The following is a 19,464-nucleotide window of genomic DNA, read 5'->3' as shown; positions in this document are numbered from 1 at the left end:
TCCTGCCCCGTGAGCCGCGGCGCTCCGCCGCCTGCGGCTCACCACCTGACCGGCAGCCCCTCCGGCCCCCGGATCAGCATGCCCGTGCGCCAGGTCAGCTCGGCCGGGTCCGCGTCCAGCGCCAGCCCCGGGCAGCGCTCCAGCAACGACCTCACGGCCACCGCCGCCTCGATGCGGGCCAGCGGCGCACCCAGGCAGTAGTGGATCCCGTGGCCGAAGGCCAGGTGTCCGCGGGCGTCCCGGGTGATGTCGAAACGGTCCGCGTCCGGGTAGCGGTCCGGGTCGCGGTTGGCGTCGGACATCGCGACGAGGACGAGCTCGCCGCCTCCGGGGATCACCGTGCCGCCGATGTCGACCGCTTCGGTGGTGAAGCGGTAGGTGGGCGTCTCGACCGGGCCCGCGTAGCGGAGCATCTCCTCCACCGCGTTGTCGATGAGACCGGAGTCCGCGCGCAGGGCGTTCAGTTGTTCCGGGTGCGTGAGCAGGGCCAGCACTCCGCCGGTGATGAGGTTGACCGTGGTCTCGTGGCCCGCGACGAGCAGCAGCCAGGCCATGCCCATCAGTTCACTGGCGGAGAGCCGGTCGCCGTCCTCGTCGGCGGTGTGGATGAGCGCGCTCATCAGGTCGTCGCCGGGCTGTTTCCGTTTGTCGTCGAGCAGTCCGGCGAGATAGCCGGACATCGCGGCGGTCGCGGCGCGCCGTGCCTCACCGTCGATGGAGGACACCGCGGTGTTGGACCAGTCGCGAAAGGCCCGGCGGTCCAGGAACGGCACTCCGAGCAGTTCACAGATGACGGACATGGGGAGCGGGAAGGAAAGGGACTCGACGAGATCGGTCCTGCGCTCCGGGAGCGCCAGCATGGTGTCGAGCAGTTCGTCCGTCATCCGCTGGACGCGCGGCACGAGTTGCTGCATCCGGCGGGCGGTGAACTCCCGGGTCACGAGTTTGCGCAACCGGGTGTGCGCCGGTGCGTCGGAGCTGAGCATGGAGGTCCCGGCGGATACCTGGCTGACCCCCAGGGCGGGCGAGGCACTGCTCCACTGCTTGGAGAACCGCTGGTCCGCGAGGGCGGCCCTGCCCTCCTCGTACCCGACGACCAGCCAGGCGAGGGTGCCCTCCGGGATGCGGACCCGGTGCACGGGGCCCCGGGCCCGCAGGTCGGCGTACACGGGGAACGGATCGCGGGTGAACCGCTCGCCGAGCGCCCCGAGGTCGAATATCGCTTCGGTGGTCACGTGGGGCTCCTTCAGGACGAGGTGGCGTTCAGCACGGTTCCCTGGGCGACGGCGCAGAGCGTCTCGGCGCCGTCCTGGCCCACGACGGACAGATCGCAGCGCGCCACGGCCTGCCGGCGGCCGGTGTGGACGACCTCCGCGCGCGCGACGAGCGTGGCGCCGGTGGCGGGGCGGAGGTACTGGATGGAGAAGCCGCCGGTCAGCACGGCCGGGCCGAGCGTCGATCCGGCGGCGAAGGTGAGGGCGTTGTCGGCGGCGTACGCGAGCACTCCGCCGTGCAGGAATCCGTTCTGCTGCCGCAGTTCCTCGCGGCTGTCGATCTCCAGCGTGGCCGCGCCGTCGCCGAAGGCGGTGATCCGCGCGCCGACGAGGGCGCTGAACGGCTGGTTGTCGAGCACCTTCTGTGCCATCCGCAGGTCGAGTCCGGTCATGAGCGGGTCTCCTTCTCCGTCACCAGCGCACGGGGAGCCTGCGCACCCCGCGGATCAGCAGGCCGGGCAGCCAGTCCGGCTCCCCGGCATCCGGGTCCGGCCCGAGCCCGGGGCAGCGTTCCAGCAGCGTACGGATCGCGATGCGGCCCTCCATCCGGGCCAGCGGAGCACCCAGGCAGAAGTGGATCCCGTGGCCGAAGGCCAGGTGCCCCTGCGTCTCGCGGCGGATGTCGAACCGGTCGGGAGCGGGATAACGGCCGGGGTCGCGGTCGGCGCCGGCCAGGGAGACCAGGACCAGGTCACCGGCCCGTATGGTCCGCGAGCCGATCCTGACGTCCTCGAGGGCGAGCCGGAAGGTGGCGTTCTCCACCGGTCCCTCGTAGCGGAGCATCTCCTCCACCGCCCCGTCGAGGAGCCCGAAGTCCGCTCGTAAGGCCGCCAGTTGGTCGGGGTGGGTGAGCAGTGCGCGTACCCCGTTGGAAATCAGGTTGACCGTCGTCTCGTGACCGGCGACGAGCAGCAGGAAGGCCATGCCCACCAGTTCGTCGGGCGACAGCGTGTCGTCGTCGTCGTACCGGGCGGCGATCAGTGCGCTCATCAGGTCGTCGCCGGGCGAGCAGCGCTTGTCCTCGATGAGTTCGGTGAGATAGGCGCCCATCGCGCGGATGGCGTCGCCCTCCTCCCGGGCCCCCACCGGGGAGACAACGGCGCCGGACATCACGCGGAAGGCGGCCCGGTCCATGTCGGGCACGCCGATGAGTTCGCAGATGACGGTCATCGGCAGCGGAAAGGCGAACGCGTCGAGGAGGTCCGCCCGCCCCGCGGGCAGCATCGCGTCGAGCAGTCCGTCGGTGATCTGCTGGACGCGCGGGCGCAGCGCCTCGATGCGCCTCGGGGTGAACTCCCTGGACACCAGCTTGCGCAGGCGGGTGTGGTCCGGTGGGTCCATCTCCAGCATGTTGGCGTTGATCGGGGCACCGGCGCCCGTCTGGCCGGGAAGCTTCCGCCAGTCCTTGCCGAATCGCTGGTCGGCGAGCACGGCGCGTCCCTCGTCGTACCCGACGACGAGCCAGAGCCGGTCGAACTCGTCCGTACGGACGGTGTGCACCGGGCCCTCGGCACGCAGCTCGGCGTAGTACGGGTACGGATGCGCGGTGAAGTCGGCTGCTCCGCGCAGATCGGCGTCGACATCGGACATGGGCCCACCCTCCCGGTCGGATCGGTCGGGTCAGCCTAAGCCGACCGGTCCGGCGGGGACGACGGGCTGACGACGGGTTCAGGACAGGCCGGCGCCGCCGTCGTCGTCGAGAAGACCCGCGTCGTGGACCAGCAGCGCGATCTGGACGCGGTTGTTGAAGCCGAACTTGGCGAGAATGCGTGACACCTGGGCCTTCACCGTGGCCACGCTCAGATAGAGGGCGGCGGCGATCTCCGCGTTGGAGCGGCCGTGGCCGACGGCGACCGCCACCTCGCGCTCCCGGTCGGCCAGCAACGCGATCCGCTGCCGCGCGCGTTCGGCCCGGCCGGCCCGCTCCTCCTGGCCCGAGCCCGTGGCCCGGGCCATCAACTGACGGGTGACCGCGGGTGACAGGACGGGGTCGCCGGCCGCCACGCGCCGCACGGAGTCGACGATCTGCGCGGGCAGATTGTCCTTGAGGACGAAGCCGGCCGCCCCGGCACGGATGGCGCGGAGCACCTGCTCGTCGGCGTGGAACGTCGTCAGGACGACGATCTCCGGTGCGTCCGGGCGGCTGCGGAGCGCTTCGGTCGCGGCCAGCCCGTCCATGACGGGCATCCGGATGTCCATCAGGACGACGTCCGGCCGGAGCCTGTCGACGAGTTCGGCCACCTCGCTCCCGTCGGCCCCCTCCCCCACGAGGTCGATGTCCTCGGCGCCCCCGAGCATGAGGGTGAGCCCGGCCCGGACGAGCGGGTCGTCGTCGACGATGAGGAGCCGGACGGGACGGGGCGGGGAGGCGGGAGGGGGCGTCATGAGGACCACGGTAGCCAGGCCCGTACCCCGAACCCCCCGTCCGGCTCCGGTCCGTGGTCGAGGCGGCCCCCGGCGAGGGTGGCCCGCTCCGTCAGGCCGATGAGGCCCTGGCCGGATCCCGGTACCTGCTCGAAGGGTTCGGCGGGGGCCGGGTTGCGCACCTCGACGGTGATGCCCCGGCCGGGTCCCCCGGTGACCGTGACGGCGACCTCGGCGCCGGGCGCGTGCTTGCGGGCGTTGGTCAGCCCCTCCTGGGCGATGCGGTAGACGGTGCGGCCGATGGCTGCGGGGGCGGCGGCCGGGTCGTCGATCACGTTGTCGAGGGTGACTTCCATACCGGCCGCCCGGGATTCGGCGACGAGCGCGTCGAGGGTGGCGAGGGTGGGCTGCGGGCGGTTGCCGTCGCCGTCGCGGGGGCTGCGCAGGACTCCGATGATCTCGCGGAGGTCCTGGAGCGCCTCGTGCGCACTGTCCCGGATGACCCCGGCGGCGCGGGCGACCTCGGCGGGGGGTGCGTCGGGGCGGAATTCGAGGGCGCCGGCGTGGACGCTGAGCAGGGTCAGCCGGTGGGCGAGGACGTCGTGCATCTCGCGGGCGATGTCCTCGCGGGCCAGCCGCTGCGCCTGCTCGGCCCGCAGACCCGCTTCGGTCTCCGCCCGCCGGGCGCGTTCGCGCAGGGTGACGACGAGCTGGCGCCGGGACCGTACGACCATGCCCCAGCTCAGCACGAGCAGGACCAGCAGCACCCCGACGACGGTGGACGTGAGGAACGAGGTGGACGGGTCGGGGCGCAGGTACGGCTGGACGGGGGTGGCGATCAGGGCCCCCGCACCGACCAGGGCGACGGGGCGGAACGGCCGGTGGACCGCGACGCTGAACAACGCCACCAGCAGCGCCCCGGCAGCGACCGGCTCCACGGTGGCCAGGAGGGTGAGGGCCACGGCGAGGCCGACCGGCCACCGCCGCCTCACCCACAGCGCGCAGCAGGCCGCGCCCCCGACGAGCGAGTCGAGGAAGACGAAGGCGTCGGGAGTGGTCCGGTCCGCGCCGATCGCGGCGAGGACCGCGAGCCCGATGCCCGCCGCGCAGAGGAACGCCGTGATGTCGACGGCCCAGTCCCGCACGGTGCGGCGCTGCCGGCCGCCCCGGTCGCCCGGCAGCTCGGGATCGGCCATCGCCGAGGGCAGCAGCCAGGGGTATTCGGTGCGCGTCATACCGGCAAAGCTACGCAGCCGGGGCGGGGGTTCCCGGCCTTCCGGGCGGTGGAGCGACCGAAGTCGCGGAAGCGGAGACTTTCGGACCGGCCGGGCAGACCACCGGCCGACGCGGCGTCCGGTCGCGGCCCGCCAGGCTGACCGCCATGAAGAAACTCTGCGAGACGGCCGGCTTTCTGCTCTTCGTCCAGGGGGCCGCCGGACTGCTCCACGCATGGTTCGACTGGTTCCGGTTCCTGAGCGTGGTGCGGCGGCTGCCGCTCATCGGTGACCACACGGTCTTCGCCTGCATCGTGCTGGTGGTGACGGGCATCGCGGTCATGATCGCCTCGGACTCGGTCAGGGAGTGAGGGGCCGGGACGTGAGCGGAGTCGAGGTGAGAGCGGGCGGGACGTGAGCGGCGTCAGGGAGTGACGGGGTCCGTGCTGCGCCGCCCCCACGCGGTTCCGGCCAGCACCAGCACCGCGCCCGCGACTCCGAGGACGCCCAGGCGTTCGCCGCCGATCGCGATGCCGACGGCGGCGGCCCAGAGCGGTTCCGTACCGAGCAGCAGGCTGACCCGGGACGGCGAGGTGCGGCGGACGGACCACATCTGCACGAAGAACGCGAAGAGGGTGCAGAAGACCGAGAGGAACAGCAGGCCGCCCCATGCGCGCAGGCCGAACCCGGCGGCGACCGTCCACGGCGGCTCCCCGGTACCGGGGAGGGCGGCCAGCAGGGCGAAGACGGCGACGGAGCTGCCGAGCTGAACCGTCGTCAGCGACAGCGAGTCCGCCGACTGGACGGACTTGATGCGCGCCATCAGGAGCACGTGGAGGGTACGGGCCAGTGCGGCGGCCAGCATCAGGAGATCGCCCGCCGAGGGGCTGGTGAATCCGCCGCCCTGGGTGAGGAGCACGACGCCCGCGACGGACAGCCCGGCGGCCGCGAGGAACGCTCCGGTCGGGCGGGTCCGGGTCACCGCGGCCTCGGCGAGCGGGGTGAAGATCATGGTGAGACTGATGATGAGCCCCGCGTTGGTCGCCGAGGTGTGGACGACGCCGTACGTCTCCACCAGGAAGATCCCGCTGAGCACCAGGCCCAGCAGCCCCGCGCCCCGCCACTGGGCCGCGGTCAGCGCCCGCAGCCGGGACCGTCCGGCGATCACCAGGACGGGCAGCACGACGGCGAACCGCAGCACGAGGACGGCGATGACGGTCTGCGCCGTCGTGATGCCCTTGGCGGCCAGATAGCTGGAGCCCCACACCACGGCGACGAGCAGGACGGGCAGATCGGTCAGCCAGGCGCGGCGCGGCGGGGCGAGGACGGGCACGGCGACAGAGGACACCGGGATCTCCTGGTTCTCCACAGGGATGATGCGGAGACCTCACTGGCTCGCACGGGGACCGGTCACGCTACCGGGCGGGCGAGGCCGGGACAACGTACCGACGGTGTGCCGCTCCCGGCACCGCCGCCGCAGCCGGAGTGGGCGTCCGTTTCCCGCCGGTGCCCCGTGCGCCGAAGAACTTTGATGGGACCTGTCAGCACAACCGGCAACGGACAGGAACCCCCTCATGACCAGCAGCATCAGCATGAACCGCACCGCGCTCGTCACCGGCGGCAGCCGCGGCATCGGCGCCGCGACCGCCCTGCGGCTCGCCCGGGACGGCGCCGACGTGGCACTGACCTACGTGCAGGACGAGGAGGCCGCGCAGGAGGTCGTACGGAAGATCGAGGCGGGCGGCCGCCGCGCCGTCGCCCTGCGCGCGGACTCGGCCGATCCCCAGGCCGTCCCCGCGGCGGTGCACCGGGCGGCGGAGACCTTCGGCCGGCTCGACATCCTGGTCAACAACGCGGGCATCGGCGTGCTCGGCCCGATCGGCGATCTCACCGACGCCGACGTCGACCGGGTGCTCGCCGTGAACGTGCGGGCGGTCTTCCTCGCCTGCCGGGCGGCGGCCGGCGTCCTCGAACAGGGAGGCCGCATCATCTCGGTCGGCACGGCCCTGAGCCGGTACGCGGGAGGGCCCGGCGGCACTCTGTACGCGATGAGCAAGTCGGCCCTGTCCGGACTGACGAAGCCGCTCGCCCGCGAGCTGGGCCCGCGCGGCATCACGGTCAACCTCGTCCAGGCCGGTGCGGTCGACACCGACATGAACCCGGCCGACGGCCCGTACGCCGCGGGGCAGCGGGCGGCGAACGCGTTGGACCGGTTCGGTACGACGGGTGAAGTGGCCGCGCTGATCGCGTACTTGGCCAGTGACGAGGCGGCGTACATCACCGGTGCGGAGATGGTCGTGGACGGCGGCCACGCGGCCTGAGGCCGGCCTCGCCAGGTGCACGGCGAGCCGGTGGAGGGGCGCCGGGATCATCGCCCGGCCGCGCCGCGAGGCGGGGCCGGACGGACCCCCTTAGGCTGGCGGGCAGTGATCCAGCGAGAAGGGACGGCCATGCCCGCGACCCCGGCGCACACCCTCAACGACGGCCGCACGATCCCCGCGGTCGGGCTCGGCACCTGGCCACTGGACGACGACGCGGCCGAGGAAGCGGTGGCCGGGGCGCTCGGCCTCGGCCACCGGCTCGTCGACACCGCGCTGAACTACGGCAACGAGACCGGCACCGGGCGCGGCATCGCCCGCAGCGGCGTACCGCGCGAGGACGTCTTCGTCACCACCAAGGTGCCGGGCCGGCACCACGGATACGACAAGACCCTGGCGTCGTTCGAGGAATCCCGCCGCAACCTCGGCCTGGACTACGTGGACCTCTACCTCATCCACTGGCCGCTGCCCCGGGTCGGCCTGTACGTGGACACCTGGCGGGCGCTGATCCGGCTGCGCGAGGACGGGCTCGTACGGTCGATCGGGGTCTCCAACTTCACTGCCGCACATCTGGCGCGGCTGGAGGAGGAGACGGGGGTGCTGCCGGCCGTCAACCAGATCGAGATGCACCCGCGGCTGCCGCAGGAGGAGTTGCGGGCCGTGCACACCGCGAAGGGCATCCTCACGGAGAGCTGGAGCCCGCTGGGGCGGGGCCGCGATCTGCTGGACGACCCGGACCTGGTCGCCGTCGCCCGGGCCCACGGGGTGACGCCGGGCCAGGCCGTGCTGCGCTGGCACACGCAGCTGGGCGCCGTCCCGATCCCGAAGTCGGCCGACCCGGGACGGCAGCGGGAGAACCTCGACCTGTTCGGCTTCGAACTGACCGCGCAGGAACTGGCCCGCATCTCGGCCGGGCCGCAGGAGCGGTTCGGCGGGGACCCCGAGTCGCACGAGGAGTTCTGAACGGGGATTCCGAGGCGCACGAGCCGTGTTGAGCGGGAGTCTTCAGGCGCCGAGCGGTGCTGCGGGTCCTTGCCAGGCGCACGGCCAGTGCTGCGCGGTGATCTCCAGGCGCACGAGGAGGGGGTGAGCGGGGCGGCGGACCGCCCGCGCGTCTCAGCTGGACCGCGGCTGCAGCTCCGCCATGCGGGACCAGCCCTCGCCCGGCACCTCGACGTTGATGATCTCGGGCACCTCCGCCACCAGGTCCGCCATCGTGTCCATCGCCGCGGCGAAGTGCGCCGACCGCACGTGGGCCTCACCGGCCTCGGGGGACGCGAACGCCTCCAGCAGCACGAACTGGTCCGGGTTCTCGACGCTGTAGGACCAGTCGAAGAACACGTTGCCGGGCTCCTGCCGGGTGGCGAGGGTGAAGTCCTCGACGGCCGGCAGCCAGTTGTCCCGCTCGGCGGTGCGCACGGTGAACCTGACGGCGATGAAGATCATGAAGACTCCTGTGGGGGATGCGGGAACCCGGACAGTTCCCGCATCCCTACGGTATCGCCCGAATACGGACAGTCCTCGGCAGGGTGCGGCTCAGCCGCCCAGTTCGACGTGGCGGGCGGCCAGCCGCGCGGCGCCCTGTCCGGTCAGCGAGCCGAAGAGGCGCAGCCGCGAGATGCCGCCGTCCGGGTAGATGTCGATGCGGACCTCGGCGGCCCGTACGGCCTCCGGCAGGACGAAGCGGTGGTTGGTGTCGGGTTGCAGCCGGGTCCTGGGCAGCATCTCGGTCCACGCGCCGCCCGCCGTATCGCGGACCGAAAGGCTCGCCCAGCCCGCCGAGTTGCCCTTCAGGTACGCGGTGTCGATCTCGGCGGCACGGATCTCCGCCTCTTCGACCAGGTGGTAGTGGATCCAGTCGTTGCCCCGGTCGCGCCGGCGCCGGGTCTCCCAGCCGTCGTCCATCTTGTGGGAGCGGCCGGGCTGGATGGTGTTCGTCGCCGGGGAGTAGAAGCGGTCGGACGCGTCCTCGACCCGGCCGCCGTTCTCCAGCGCGACCAGGTCGAAGGTCCCGAGCGCCGTCAGCCAGGCGGGGTCCGGGGCCACCTCGCCGTACACCCGGAGCCGGGCGAGGCCCCCGTCGGGGTGCTGGCTGACGCGGAGGTGGGTGAAGCGCTGCGCCGCGTCGACGGTGAAGCCGTTGGCGGCGTGGCCGCCGACCGCCGTACGGGGTACGAGGGTCGTCCACTTCACGTCGGGCGCGCAGAGGTCCTCGGGGGACGGCGATCCGGGCAGGGAGACGGCTTCGACGGAGACCGCCTGCGGGTAGTTGCCGCGGAAGTGGGCGGTGTCGACGACGATCCCGCGCACGATGCCGGGTGCGCCGAGGCGGACCAGCGCCCAGTCGTGGTCCTCGTCCGCCGGGTGGGGCCGAGCGGCGCTCACCCCCCGGCGGCGGCGCGTCTCCCAGCCGTCCATGATCTTGCCCTTGTGCCCGAAGCGCTCGGGGTCGAAGTGGGCGGGCTCCGGCTTCAGCAGGTTCTCGCGCTCCGCGAAGAACTCGTCGTTGGCGGCGATCACGCCCGCGCCGAGCCGACGGTCGGCGAGGTCGACGAGGTGGGTGAAGGGGAAGTCGGCGGTGCGGTAGTCGGCGTAGGGGTCGCCGCCGCCGTACGGGTTCGCGTCGCCGGTGAAGTGCGGTATCGCCGTCATGGTCAGTTGTTCCTTGTCTGGAGGCGGCCGGTGGGCTCGGCGAGGACGCCTTCGGCGGCGATGCGCACGCCCCGCAGCCAGGTGGAGCGCACGACGCCGTGCAGGGTCCGTCCGGCGTAGGCGGTGACCTGGTTGCGGTGGAAGAGTTCGGCCGGGTCGACGGTGAAGGTCGCGTCGGGCGCGAGGACCGCGAAGTCGGCGTCGCGCCCGGGCTCGATCGCGCCCTTGTGGTGCAGTCCGGCCAGTGCGGCGGGGGCGGCCGACATCCAGCGGGCGACGTCGTCGAGGGAGTGGCCGCGCCTGCGCGCCTCGGTCCAGATGGCGGGCAGGCCGAGCTGGAGGGAGGAGATACCGCCCCAGGCGGAGGCGAAGTCCGGCGTCTTGAGGTCGGTGGTGCAGGGCGAGTGGTCGGAGACGATGCAGTCGATGGTGCCGTCGGCGAGCCCCTGCCACAGCGCGTCCTGGTTGGCCGCCTCGCGGATGGGCGGGCAGCACTTGAACTCGGTGGCCCCGTCGGGGACTTCCTCGGCGGTGAGGGTGAGGAAGTGCGGGCAGGACTCGACGGTGACGCGGACGCCCTCGCGCTTGGCGGCGGCGATCAGCGGCAGGGCGTCACTGGACGAGAGGTGGAGGACGTGGACCCGGGCGTTCAGCCGCTTGGCGTGGCCGATGAGCCCTTCGATCGCGGTGTTCTCGGCGTCGCGCGGCCGGGAGGCGAGGAAGTCCGCGTAGGCGGGGCCGCCGCGCTGCGGGGCGGCCGCCAGGTGGTGCGGGTCCTCGGCGTGCACGATCAGGAGGCCGCCGAAGCCCGCGATCTCGGCCATCGACCGGGCCAGCTGCTCCTGGTCGAGTTCGGGGAACTCCTCCACGCCGGAGGGCGAGAGGAAGCACTTGAAGCCGAAGACCCCGGCCTCGTACAGCGGGCGCAGATCCTTGACGTTCGAGGGGACGGCGCCGCCCCAGAAGCCGGTGTCGACGTGCACCTTGGGGGCCGCCACCTGCTGCTTGACGCGCAGGTGCTCGACGGTGGTGGTCGGCGGGAGGGAGTTGAGCGGCATGTCGAGCAGCGTGGTGATCCCGCCGGCCGCGGCGGCGCGGGTCGCCGTGTAGAAGCCCTCCCACTCGCTGCGGCCTGGGTCGTTCACATGGACGTGCGTGTCCACGAGCCCGGGCAGCAGGACGTCGTCACCGAGGTCCTCGACCCGGGCGCCCTCCGGCGCCTCGGCGTCATAGGGCAGGACCGCGTCGATCGTCCCGCCGGCGACGTGGACCGCGGCGGGCCGTGTGCCCTCCGGGGTGACGACGCGCGTCGAGCGCAGTACCAGCTTCACGTCCGTACCGGACACCCGTGCTCCCCACCTCATGAATTCAACGAACTGTTGAAGGAGTCTTCACTCGGGAGTGCGCCCCGTCAAGACCTCATCCTCCGCTCGGCCCGTCCAGCCGACCAGTCGCGACCCCGACTGTAGGTTTCCACAAAGTAAAAGGCTTATTTCGGATGGCGGAATGTAGAATAGGCCCACGCGGCACCGCACGGACCGCCGGACCGCCCCCGGAGAGCCGGACAAACGAGCCCTGACCGGCCAGGACGGCGCCCCTGCGACAGTGGGCCGATCGGGAAGTGCCCGGTAGGCTGCTGCCTTGCCCTTCCGCTTCGAAAGGACCGTTGACGTGCCGCCGTCCCACGCCAGCACTTCCGACTCCAAGCCCGCCGGTTCCAGCGGCGGTGTGCAGTCCCTAGAGCGTGCCTTCGATCTGCTGGAGCGGATGGCCGATGCGGGGGGCGAGGTCGGCCTGAGCGAGCTCTCCGCGAGCAGCGGCCTTCCCCTGCCCACCATCCACCGGCTGATGCGCACGCTCGTGGTGTGCGGCTACGTACGCCAGCAGCCCAACCGGCGCTACGCGCTGGGCCCGCGCCTGATCCGGCTCGGCGAATCCGCCGCGCGGCTGCTCGGCACCTGGGCCCGCCCGTATCTGGCCCGGCTGGTCGAGGAGACCGGCGAGACGGCCAACATGGCACTCCTCGACGGCGACGAGATCGTGTACGTGGCCCAGGTGCCCTCCAAGCACTCGATGCGCATGTTCACCGAGGTCGGCCGCCGGGTGCTGCCGCACTCCACCGGCGTCGGCAAGGCGCTGCTGGCGCACACCCCGGCGGACGAGGTACGGGCCCTGCTCGCGCGCACCGGCATGCCGGCCGCCACCGAGAAGACGATCACCACCCCGGACGGTTTCCTGGACGCCCTGGAGCAGGTCCGCCGGGTGGGCTACGCGGTGGACGACAACGAGCAGGAGATAGGGGTTCGCTGCCTGGCGGTCTCGGTCCCCAACTCCCCCACCTCCGCGGCCATTTCGATCTCCGGACCGGCGGGCCGGGTGACCGAGGCGGCCACCGAGCGCATCGTGCCGATCCTCCAGCAGGCCGCGAAGGAACTGTCCGAGGCGCTGGCCAGCAGCGGGTCTGCGAGCTGAGACAGGAAGGGAGGGGTGGTCCGGGGCGTCATGCTCCGGACCACCCCTTCGCCGTATCCCCCGCCCTCCGAGCCTCGGGGCGGGGGCGGTCGGGGCGGGGCGGTGGGGCGGCTCAGTTCGGGCCGGGGTCGGTCAGGCCGGCGCGGTCAGGCGGGTACGGCCGGGCGGTCAGGGCTCCTGGTACGGCCGGGCGTCAGCGCGAGGGCGGTCAGGCGTTCAGCGCGGGGGCGGTCAGCCTGCCGTCGCGCATCGTGACGGTCCGGTCCATCCGGTCCAGATGCCCCCGGTCGTGGGTGACGATGACGGTCGCCGTGGAGCGCTGCCGGGTCAGCGAGACGAGGAGATCGAGCACCGCGGCCCCCCGTTCGTGGTCCAGGGCGCTGGTCGGCTCGTCGACGAGCAGGACCGCCGGGTCGTTCATCAGGGCCCGCGCGATGTTGACCCGCTGACGCTGGCCGCCCGAGAGCTGGTGGGGCCTGCGGTCCGCCTTGTCGGCGAGGCCGACGGCGTCGAGAAGCTCCCGCGCACGGACACCGGCCGCCCGCGCGGCCCGGCCCCTCAGGTGCGTCATGAGCTGGAGCTGTTCGGCGGCTGTCAGCGACGGCAGCAGGTTCGGCTGCTGGAAGACGATGCCGATCCGTTCGCGGCGCAGCGCCGCCTTGTCCGCGCGGCCGAGCCCCCCGGTGTGCGTACCGGCGACCACGACCGCTCCCTCGTCCGGAGTCACGAGCGTGGCCGCCACGGCGAGCAGGCTCGACTTGCCGGAACCGGAGGGGCCGACCACGGCGGTGAGCGTGCCCGCGGGCACGTCGAGCGCGATCCGGTCCAGGGCGGTGATCCGTCCGTCGCCGTCGGGGTAGGTGAGGGTCACATCGGTGAGCGTGAGGGTCATCGGGCACTCCGGGACGGGGTGAGCGGGAGCAGGGTGGTCATCGGCCGCTCCGGGAGGATGTGAGCGGCGGCAGGGCGGTGCTCGGGCGCGTGGGCGTGCGGGGTCACCGTGCGCTCCCCAGGGCGGTGAGCGGGTCGACGGCGGTGATCCGCCGGATGGACAGGGCCGCCCCGGCAGCGCCGAGGGCGATCATCACGGCGGCCGGGACCAGGACGGTCGCCGCGTCGAGGACGAAGGGAACGGCGCCGCCGCTGACCAGTGCGCCGATGCCGGAGGCGAGTCCGGTGCCCACTCCCGCACCGATGGCGAGCATCACCACCGCCTGTCCGAGGGCGTCCCTCAGCAGGTACGGCGTGGAGGCGCCCAGGGCCTTGAGTACGGCGACGTCGCCGCTGCGCTGGATGGTCCAGACGGTGAAGAACGCGCCGACGACCAGGGCGGAGATGGCGAACAGGGAGCCGCGCATCAGCTGGAGGGAACCGTTCTCGGCCTGGTAGGAGCCGATGGCGGCGAGGGAGCCGTCGAGCGTGCGCGTGCTCGTGCCCGCCGCCCGGTCGCCCGCGGCCAGGTCGGCCCCCTCGGTGGTCGTCAGCGCGATCACGGTGGCCTGCTGCGCGCCGCCCTCTCCGTTGGCCCCGAACCGCTGCCAGTCGGCGAGCGCGGTCCAGACGACCGGCGTATGACTGTACGAGGCGTCGCCGGCGACCGCCGCCACGGTGACCTCGTCACCGCCGAGCCGCAGCCGGTCACCGGCCCGTACGGACAGCTCGTCGGCGGCCTGCCCCGAGAGCACGACCCTGCCCGGGCCGGCCTGGGCGCCCGGGGGCGCCAGACCGCTGCCGGGCTCGACTCCGAACGCCGAGACGGCCGCCGTGCGCTCCCCCGCCACCGCGGCGGCGTTCAGCGTGCGGATGCCGAGCGGCTGTGCCGAGGTGACCCCCGGCTGCTTCTCCCAACTCCGCCAGGCGCTCTCCCGGAGGGCCGATCCGGTGAAGGACACCGACTGGCCGGCGGGCGGGGCGGCGAACGCCAGGTGGTCGGCGTTCAGCCCCGTGACGGCCGAGGTGTTCTCCCGGGCCAGCCCGGCCATGAGGCCGGACAGCAGACCCACGAGCAGCGTGATCAGGACCACGACCGTGCCCATGAGGGCGAACCGGCCCTTGGCGAAGCGAAGATCTCTCCATGCGACGAACATGACCCCAGCCTGGGCTTCCCCGGCCGCCGGGACATCGCCCGCGGGCCGGTGCCGACATCAACCTTTTGATTGACCGGGCCCGGGCACCCCGCGCCTACGCTGGACGCATCATGGAAACGCGTGTCCATCCCCCGGTCGCCGCCGCGCTGCGTTTGTGTCTGCACGCCCTGCTGCTGGGACTGCTGGCACTCGCCGCCGTCCAGGCCGTGAGCGACGACGCCCCGCACGCGGGCGCCGTCCTCGTGGTCGCCGGTCTGCTGGCCGCGGTGTACGTGGCGGGGGCCGCGGCCCCGTCCGTCCAGCCCCGGACCCGGGCGGGGGCGCTCTGGCTCGCGGCGTTGGGCGCCCTCTGGCTGGTGCTGCTGGCGCTGTCGCCCGACGCGCTGTGGCTGGCCTTCCCGCTCTACTTCCTCCAGCTGCACCTGCTGCCGATCCGCTGGAGCCTGCCCGCCGTGGGGGTGACGGCCGCTGCCGCGATCGCCGGGTTCCTGCTGCACGGCGAGCCGGTCACCCCGGGCACGTTCATCGGCCCGCTGCTCGGGGCGGCGGTCGCGGTCGCCACGGTCCTCGGATACGACGCCCTGTCCCGCGAGAGCGAGCGGCGCCGCGAACTCATCGAGGAGCTCGTCTCGACCCGTGCGGAACTGGCCGTGGCGGAGCGCACCGCCGGGACCCTCGCCGAGCGCGAACGGCTGGCCCGCGAGATCCACGACACCCTCGCGCAGGGCCTGTCCAGCATCCAGCTGCTGCTGCGCGCCGCCGAACGCACCCTCCCCGTGGACGCCCCCGCCGCGGCCCACGTCCGCCAGGCACGCGAGGCCGCTCAGGACAATCTCGCCGAGGCCCGTCGTTTCGTACGCGCCCTGACCCCGCCCGATCTGGAGAACGGCTCCCTGGCGGCCGCCCTGGAGCGGCTGACGGCCCGCACGAGCACGCCCGCCCTCACGGTGCGGTGCGCCGTCAGCGGCACGCCGGTGGAGCTGCCCACTCCCTACGAGGTGGCGCTGCTGCGTACCGCTCAGTCCGCACTGGCCAACACGGTGCAGCACGCGTCCGCGCACCGGGCGGAGATCACCCTGAGCTTCCTGGGCACCTCGGTGGCGCTGGACGTGGTCGACGACGGCTGCGGCTTCACGGGCGTCAGCGGCCGCACCGCGAGCGCGGACACCGGGACGGGCGGCTTCGGGCTGCCGGCCATGCGGTCGCGGGCGCGTTCGCTCGGCGGCACCCTGAGCGTCGAGTCGGCGCCCGGTCAGGGCACGGCCGTCGCCCTGACCCTGCCGCTGCCCCTGGCCGACGGCCGGACCGGACAGGACGCCGCATGACCACTCCGACCGGCACGACCGCTGCGGCGGGCACCCCGCCCATCCGGCTGCTGCTCGCCGACGACCACCCGGTGGTACGGGCGGGCCTGCGGGCCGTCCTGGACACCGAGCCGGACTTCGCCGTCGTCGCCGAGGCCGACACCGCCGAACGGGCGGTCGCCCTGGCCGCGACCGGCGCGTTCGACGTCGTCCTGATGGACCTGCAGTTCGGTGCGGGTCTGCACGGCTCGGAGGCCACCGCCGCGATCACGGCGGCCCCGGGCGCGCCCCGGGTGCTGATCCTCACGACGTACGACAGCGACGCCGACATCCTCGCGGCGGTGGAGGCCGGGGCGGCGGGCTATCTGCTCAAGGACGCGCCGCCGGAGGAACTGGCCGCCGCGGTGCGCACGGCGGCGGCGGGCCGCTCCGCCCTGGCGCCCGCCGTGGCGCACCGGCTGATGGACCGCATGCGGATGCCGGCCCAGGCCCTCACCAAGCGCGAGCTGGAGGTCCTGCGGCTGGTCGGAGAGGGACTGTCCAACCTGCAGATCAGCAAGAAGCTGTTCCTCAGCCAGGCCACGGTGAAGTCCCACCTGGTGCACATCTACGCCAAGCTCGGCGTGGACTCGCGCACCGCCGCCGTGGCGGCGGCGACGGCCCGCAGGCTCATCCGCCGCTGAAACCCCTGGCGCGGGCTCAGCCCCGCGGCGGCTCGCCGAACAGGTCGACCGCGATCCTGACGTCCCTGAGCGCCGACGCGAGCGCGCTGACCGAGCCGACCGCCCCCGCGATCACCAGCAGCGACCGGCGGAGCCGGGGAATCCCGGGCGCTCCGCCGGACGCTGTCGCGTCCAGGGCCGCCAGTTCGTCCTCGGCGATCGCGCGGTCCGGGAACTCGGCGGGATGGGCGGCCAGCTCCCTGCGGAGCCGGGAGACGGCCGCACGCAACTCCGTCACTCTCGGGTCCTCGCCGCTGCTGGTCACCCGCGCCTGCCCCACGCTCTTCAACAAAGCACTCCCCCTCGCACGACCTCGTGCCGGTGTTTCGACCGAGCCCCGGATCGTGGTCAAGCGTCCCGGGGCGCGGGCAAGTTAACGCCATGACAGGTGCCGGGCGCTACTCCGCGGCGGGAAGCCGGGGTGTCCCGCACAGGGACGCGGTCCGCGGGAGAGGCGCGGTCCGTGCGGGAACGGCCCGTCCGGTGTATCCAGGCGGAATGACAAGCACACCGCACGCCCCCTCCTCCCCTCCCCGGCCCACCCCTCCCGTCGTCGCCGGGCTGCTGCTCGCGGCGGGCGGCGGGCGCAGGCTCGGCGGACGCCCCAAGGCCCTGCTGGAGCACCGCGGCGGCCTGCTGGCCGACCACGCGGTGGGCACCCTGCGGGCGGGCGGCTGCGACCCGGTCCATGTGGTGCTGGGCGCGGCCGCGGACGAGGTGCGGGCGCGCGCCCGGCTCTCCGGCTGCACGGTGAGCGTCAACCCGGAGTGGACCGAGGGGATGGGCTCCTCACTGCGGGCCGGGCTCGCCGCCCTCACCGGCAGCGGTGCGGACGTGGACGCGGTCGTCGTACTCCTGGTCGACCAGCCCGGCATCGGCCCCGAAGCCGTGGCCCGGGTGCGGGCGGCATACCGCTCCCGGACGAGCCTGGCGGCGGCCTCGTACGGCGGCGAGCGCGGCCATCCGGTGCTCTTCGGGGCCGGCCTGTGGGCAGACATCGCGGCGGGCGCGGTGGGCGATCAGGGGGCGCGGGCCTATCTGCGGGCGCATCGCGATGCGATCACGCTCGTCGAGTGTTCGGATGTGGCCGAGGCGTACGACATCGACACGGCGGAGGACCTCTCGCACCTGGAGTGAACACACTGGCACGGGGCGCCAGCACGGCCGCACTTCTGTCGACCCGGAGAATCTCGACATCAACAAACCATTGAACTTCCACCATGAGGAAACTACTATCCACTGGTCAGAAGCCCTCTGCACCCCAGACGGCGACCACGGACGTATCCCGGAGCCTTGGCACGCCGTGCCGTTCCAGGCGACCCGGCGGCCGTGAGACGTCGCCCGCACCGCCCGCTGAAGGAGTGACAGCTCATGTCCGCACCAGCGCCGTCCTCGCTGGCCATCGTCGATGCCGAGCCCCTGCCCCGGCAGGACGAGGTCCTCACCCCCGCGGCCCTCGCGTTCGTGGCCGAGCTGCACCGCCGGTTCACGCCGCGCCGCAACGAGCTGCTGGCCCGGCGCGGTGAGCGCCGCGCCGAGATCGCTCGCACCTCCACGCTGGACTTCCTGCCGGAGACCGCCGCTATCCGTGCGGACGACTCCTGGAAGGTCGCACCGGCGCCCGCCGCGCTGAACGACCGCCGGGTGGAGATCACCGGTCCGACCGACCGCAAGATGACCATCAACGCCCTGAACTCGGGCGCGAAGGTCTGGCTCGCCGACTTCGAGGACGCGTCCGCCCCCACGTGGGAGAACGTCGTCACCGGCCAGCTCAACCTGATGGACGCCTACAACCGCGCCATCGACTTCACCGACCCGAAGTCCGGCAAGTCCTACGCCCTGAAGCCGGCCGACGAGCTCGCGACCGTCGTCACCCGCCCCCGCGGCTGGCACCTGGACGAACGCCACCTCCAGCTCGACGGCGCCCCTGTGCCCGGCGCCCTGGTCGACTTCGGCCTCTACTTCTTCCACAACGCGCAGCGCCTCATCGACCTCGGCAAGGGCCCGTACTTCTACCTGCCGAAGACGGAGTCGCACCTGGAGGCCCGCCTCTGGAACGACATCTTCGTCTTCGCCCAGGACGAGCTCGGCATCCCGCAGGGCACGGTCCGCGCGACGGTCCTGATCGAGACGATCACCGCCGCGTACGAGATGGAGGAGATCCTCTACGAGCTCCGCGACCACGCCTCCGGCCTCAACGCCGGCCGCTGGGACTACCTCTTCTCCATCGTCAAGAACTTCCGTGACGGCGGCTCGAAGTTCGTCCTCCCGGACCGCAACGCGGTCACGATGACCGCCCCGTTCATGCGGGCGTACACCGAACTCCTGGTGCGCACCTGCCACAAGCGCGGCGCCCACGCGATCGGCGGCATGGCGGCCTTCATCCCGTCCCGCCGGGATGCCGAGGTCAACAAGGTCGCCTTCGAGAAGGTCAAGGCGGACAAGGACCGCGAGGCGCACGACGGCTTCGACGGCTCCTGGGTCGCCCACCCCGACCTGGTCCCGATCGCCATGGCATCCTTCGACGCGGTCCTCGGCGAGAAGCCGAACCAGAAGGAACGACTGCGCGAGGACGTCGCGGTGGCCCCGGGCGACCTCATCGCCATCGACACCCTGCACGCCAAGCCCACGTACGACGGTCTGCGCAACGCCGTCGCGGTCGGCATCCGCTACATCGAGGCGTGGCTGCGCGGCATGGGCGCGGTCGCCATCTTCAACCTGATGGAGGACGCGGCCACCGCCGAGATCTCGCGCTCGCAGATCTGGCAGTGGATCAACGCGGACGTGGTCTTCGAGAACGGTGAGCACGCCACCGCCGAGCTGGCCCGCAAGGTCGCGGCCGAGGAACTGGCGGCGATCCGCGCCGAGATCGGCGACGAGGCCTTCGCCGCAGGCAAGTGGCAGCAGGCCCACGACCTCCTGCTCCAGGTGTCGCTCGACCAGGACTACGCGGACTTCCTGACGCTGCCGGCGTACGAGCAGCTGCGCTGACATCCTTACGTATGCCTCCGCCCCCGGCGCCGTGCGGCGCCGGGGGCGGAGGTGTGTCGCGATGTA

General features: G+C 72.8%; 20 protein-coding genes. 8 read left to right on the top strand and 12 right to left on the bottom strand.

Annotated elements, in window-relative coordinates:
- Positions 1-38: 38 nt before the first annotated feature.
- The 5 genes from E6R60_RS01375 to E6R60_RS01355 all read right to left on the bottom strand — a co-directional run bounded on the left by E6R60_RS01375 (position 39) and on the right by E6R60_RS01355 (position 4,873).
- On the bottom strand, positions 39-1,235 hold the full coding sequence (locus tag E6R60_RS01375) for a cytochrome P450 (protein WP_136324478.1): 1,197 nt from the start codon (positions 1,233-1,235) through the stop codon (positions 39-41).
- An 11-nt stretch (positions 1,236-1,246) separates the two neighbouring features.
- Positions 1,247-1,666, bottom strand: coding sequence for a PaaI family thioesterase (locus E6R60_RS01370; RefSeq protein ID WP_136324477.1), 420 nt, complete (start codon positions 1,664-1,666; stop codon positions 1,247-1,249).
- A gap of 19 nt (positions 1,667-1,685) precedes the next feature.
- Positions 1,686-2,864 (bottom strand): cytochrome P450, encoded by a 1,179-nt coding sequence (locus tag E6R60_RS01365; RefSeq protein ID WP_136324476.1) that lies wholly within the window; start codon positions 2,862-2,864, stop codon positions 1,686-1,688.
- A gap of 78 nt (positions 2,865-2,942) precedes the next feature.
- Positions 2,943-3,659, bottom strand: a complete 717-nt coding sequence (locus E6R60_RS01360; RefSeq protein ID WP_136324475.1) for a response regulator transcription factor — start codon at positions 3,657-3,659, stop codon at positions 2,943-2,945.
- On the bottom strand, positions 3,656-4,873 hold the full coding sequence (locus E6R60_RS01355) for a histidine kinase (RefSeq protein ID WP_136324474.1): 1,218 nt from the start codon (positions 4,871-4,873) through the stop codon (positions 3,656-3,658). Before E6R60_RS01355 ends, E6R60_RS01360 begins: the two co-directional genes overlap by 4 nt.
- 146 nt (positions 4,874-5,019) lie before the next feature.
- On the opposite strand from E6R60_RS01355, the gene E6R60_RS01350 reads away from it, so the two are divergent.
- On the top strand, positions 5,020-5,223 hold the full coding sequence (locus E6R60_RS01350; RefSeq protein ID WP_136324473.1) for a hypothetical protein: 204 nt from the start codon (positions 5,020-5,022) through the stop codon (positions 5,221-5,223).
- Between the two features lie 53 nt (positions 5,224-5,276).
- Here E6R60_RS01350 and E6R60_RS01345 read toward each other — a convergent pair whose 3' ends face one another.
- Positions 5,277-6,200 carry a DMT family transporter gene (locus tag E6R60_RS01345; RefSeq protein ID WP_136324472.1) on the bottom strand — a complete coding sequence of 308 codons (924 nt, stop codon included), beginning with the start codon at positions 6,198-6,200 and terminating at the stop codon, positions 5,277-5,279.
- A 226-nt stretch (positions 6,201-6,426) separates the two neighbouring features.
- Between E6R60_RS01345 and E6R60_RS01340 the strand changes: the two genes are divergently transcribed.
- Entirely contained in the window at positions 6,427-7,173 is a 747-nt protein-coding gene (locus tag E6R60_RS01340) for an SDR family oxidoreductase (protein ID WP_136324471.1), read from the top strand.
- A gap of 129 nt (positions 7,174-7,302) precedes the next feature.
- Positions 7,303-8,133: an aldo/keto reductase gene (locus E6R60_RS01335; protein WP_136324470.1), complete on the top strand. Its 831-nt coding sequence runs from the start codon at positions 7,303-7,305 to the stop codon at positions 8,131-8,133.
- A 153-nt stretch (positions 8,134-8,286) separates the two neighbouring features.
- Here E6R60_RS01335 and E6R60_RS01330 read toward each other — a convergent pair whose 3' ends face one another.
- The 3 genes from E6R60_RS01330 to allB all read right to left on the bottom strand — a co-directional run bounded on the left by E6R60_RS01330 (position 8,287) and on the right by allB (position 11,168).
- Positions 8,287-8,616 carry a putative quinol monooxygenase gene (locus E6R60_RS01330; protein WP_136324469.1) on the bottom strand — a complete coding sequence of 110 codons (330 nt, stop codon included), beginning with the start codon at positions 8,614-8,616 and terminating at the stop codon, positions 8,287-8,289.
- Between the two features lie 90 nt (positions 8,617-8,706).
- On the bottom strand, positions 8,707-9,822 hold the full coding sequence (alc, locus tag E6R60_RS01325; protein ID WP_136324468.1) for an allantoicase: 1,116 nt from the start codon (positions 9,820-9,822) through the stop codon (positions 8,707-8,709).
- A gap of 2 nt (positions 9,823-9,824) precedes the next feature.
- On the bottom strand, positions 9,825-11,168 hold the full coding sequence (allB, locus tag E6R60_RS01320) for an allantoinase AllB (RefSeq protein WP_136324467.1): 1,344 nt from the start codon (positions 11,166-11,168) through the stop codon (positions 9,825-9,827).
- A 325-nt stretch (positions 11,169-11,493) separates the two neighbouring features.
- Here allB and E6R60_RS01315 point away from each other — a divergent pair, with 325 nt between their 5' ends.
- The gene (locus E6R60_RS01315) at positions 11,494-12,294 is read left to right on the top strand and encodes an IclR family transcriptional regulator (protein WP_136324466.1); all 801 of its coding nucleotides are present in this window, start codon (positions 11,494-11,496) and stop codon (positions 12,292-12,294) included.
- A gap of 208 nt (positions 12,295-12,502) precedes the next feature.
- On the opposite strand, the gene E6R60_RS01310 is transcribed toward E6R60_RS01315, so the two are convergent.
- Together E6R60_RS01310 and E6R60_RS01305 are read right to left on the bottom strand one after the other, a co-directional pair.
- A complete protein-coding gene (locus E6R60_RS01310) occupies positions 12,503-13,186 on the bottom strand; it encodes an ABC transporter ATP-binding protein (RefSeq protein WP_136324465.1) in 684 nt (227 codons plus the stop codon).
- Between the two features lie 103 nt (positions 13,187-13,289).
- Positions 13,290-14,381 (bottom strand): ABC transporter permease, encoded by a 1,092-nt coding sequence (locus E6R60_RS01305; RefSeq protein WP_136324464.1) that lies wholly within the window; start codon positions 14,379-14,381, stop codon positions 13,290-13,292.
- 110 nt (positions 14,382-14,491) lie between these two features.
- Between E6R60_RS01305 and E6R60_RS01300 the strand changes: the two genes are divergently transcribed.
- Both E6R60_RS01300 and E6R60_RS01295 read left to right on the top strand, forming a co-directional pair.
- Positions 14,492-15,706, top strand: a complete 1,215-nt coding sequence (locus tag E6R60_RS01300) for a sensor histidine kinase (RefSeq protein ID WP_136324463.1) — start codon at positions 14,492-14,494, stop codon at positions 15,704-15,706.
- Positions 15,703-16,368 carry a response regulator transcription factor gene (locus tag E6R60_RS01295; RefSeq protein WP_136324462.1) on the top strand — a complete coding sequence of 222 codons (666 nt, stop codon included), beginning with the start codon at positions 15,703-15,705 and terminating at the stop codon, positions 16,366-16,368. Before E6R60_RS01300 ends, E6R60_RS01295 begins: the two co-directional genes overlap by 4 nt.
- A gap of 16 nt (positions 16,369-16,384) precedes the next feature.
- Here E6R60_RS01295 and E6R60_RS01290 read toward each other — a convergent pair whose 3' ends face one another.
- A complete protein-coding gene (locus E6R60_RS01290) occupies positions 16,385-16,699 on the bottom strand; it encodes a DUF5955 family protein (RefSeq protein ID WP_168713519.1) in 315 nt (104 codons plus the stop codon).
- Positions 16,700-16,905: 206 nt separating this feature from the next.
- Between E6R60_RS01290 and E6R60_RS01285 the strand changes: the two genes are divergently transcribed.
- On the top strand, positions 16,906-17,544 hold the full coding sequence (locus tag E6R60_RS01285) for a nucleotidyltransferase family protein (RefSeq protein ID WP_136324461.1): 639 nt from the start codon (positions 16,906-16,908) through the stop codon (positions 17,542-17,544).
- 234 nt (positions 17,545-17,778) lie between these two features.
- The gene (gene aceB, locus E6R60_RS01280; protein WP_136324460.1) at positions 17,779-19,398 is read left to right on the top strand and encodes a malate synthase A; all 1,620 of its coding nucleotides are present in this window, start codon (positions 17,779-17,781) and stop codon (positions 19,396-19,398) included.
- Positions 19,399-19,464 lie beyond the last annotated feature (66 nt).

This window comes from Streptomyces sp. A0642, from assembly GCF_004795105.1.
Taxonomy (GTDB): domain Bacteria; phylum Actinomycetota; class Actinomycetes; order Streptomycetales; family Streptomycetaceae; genus Streptomyces.
This window is presented reverse-complemented; position numbering and strand designations above follow the sequence as displayed.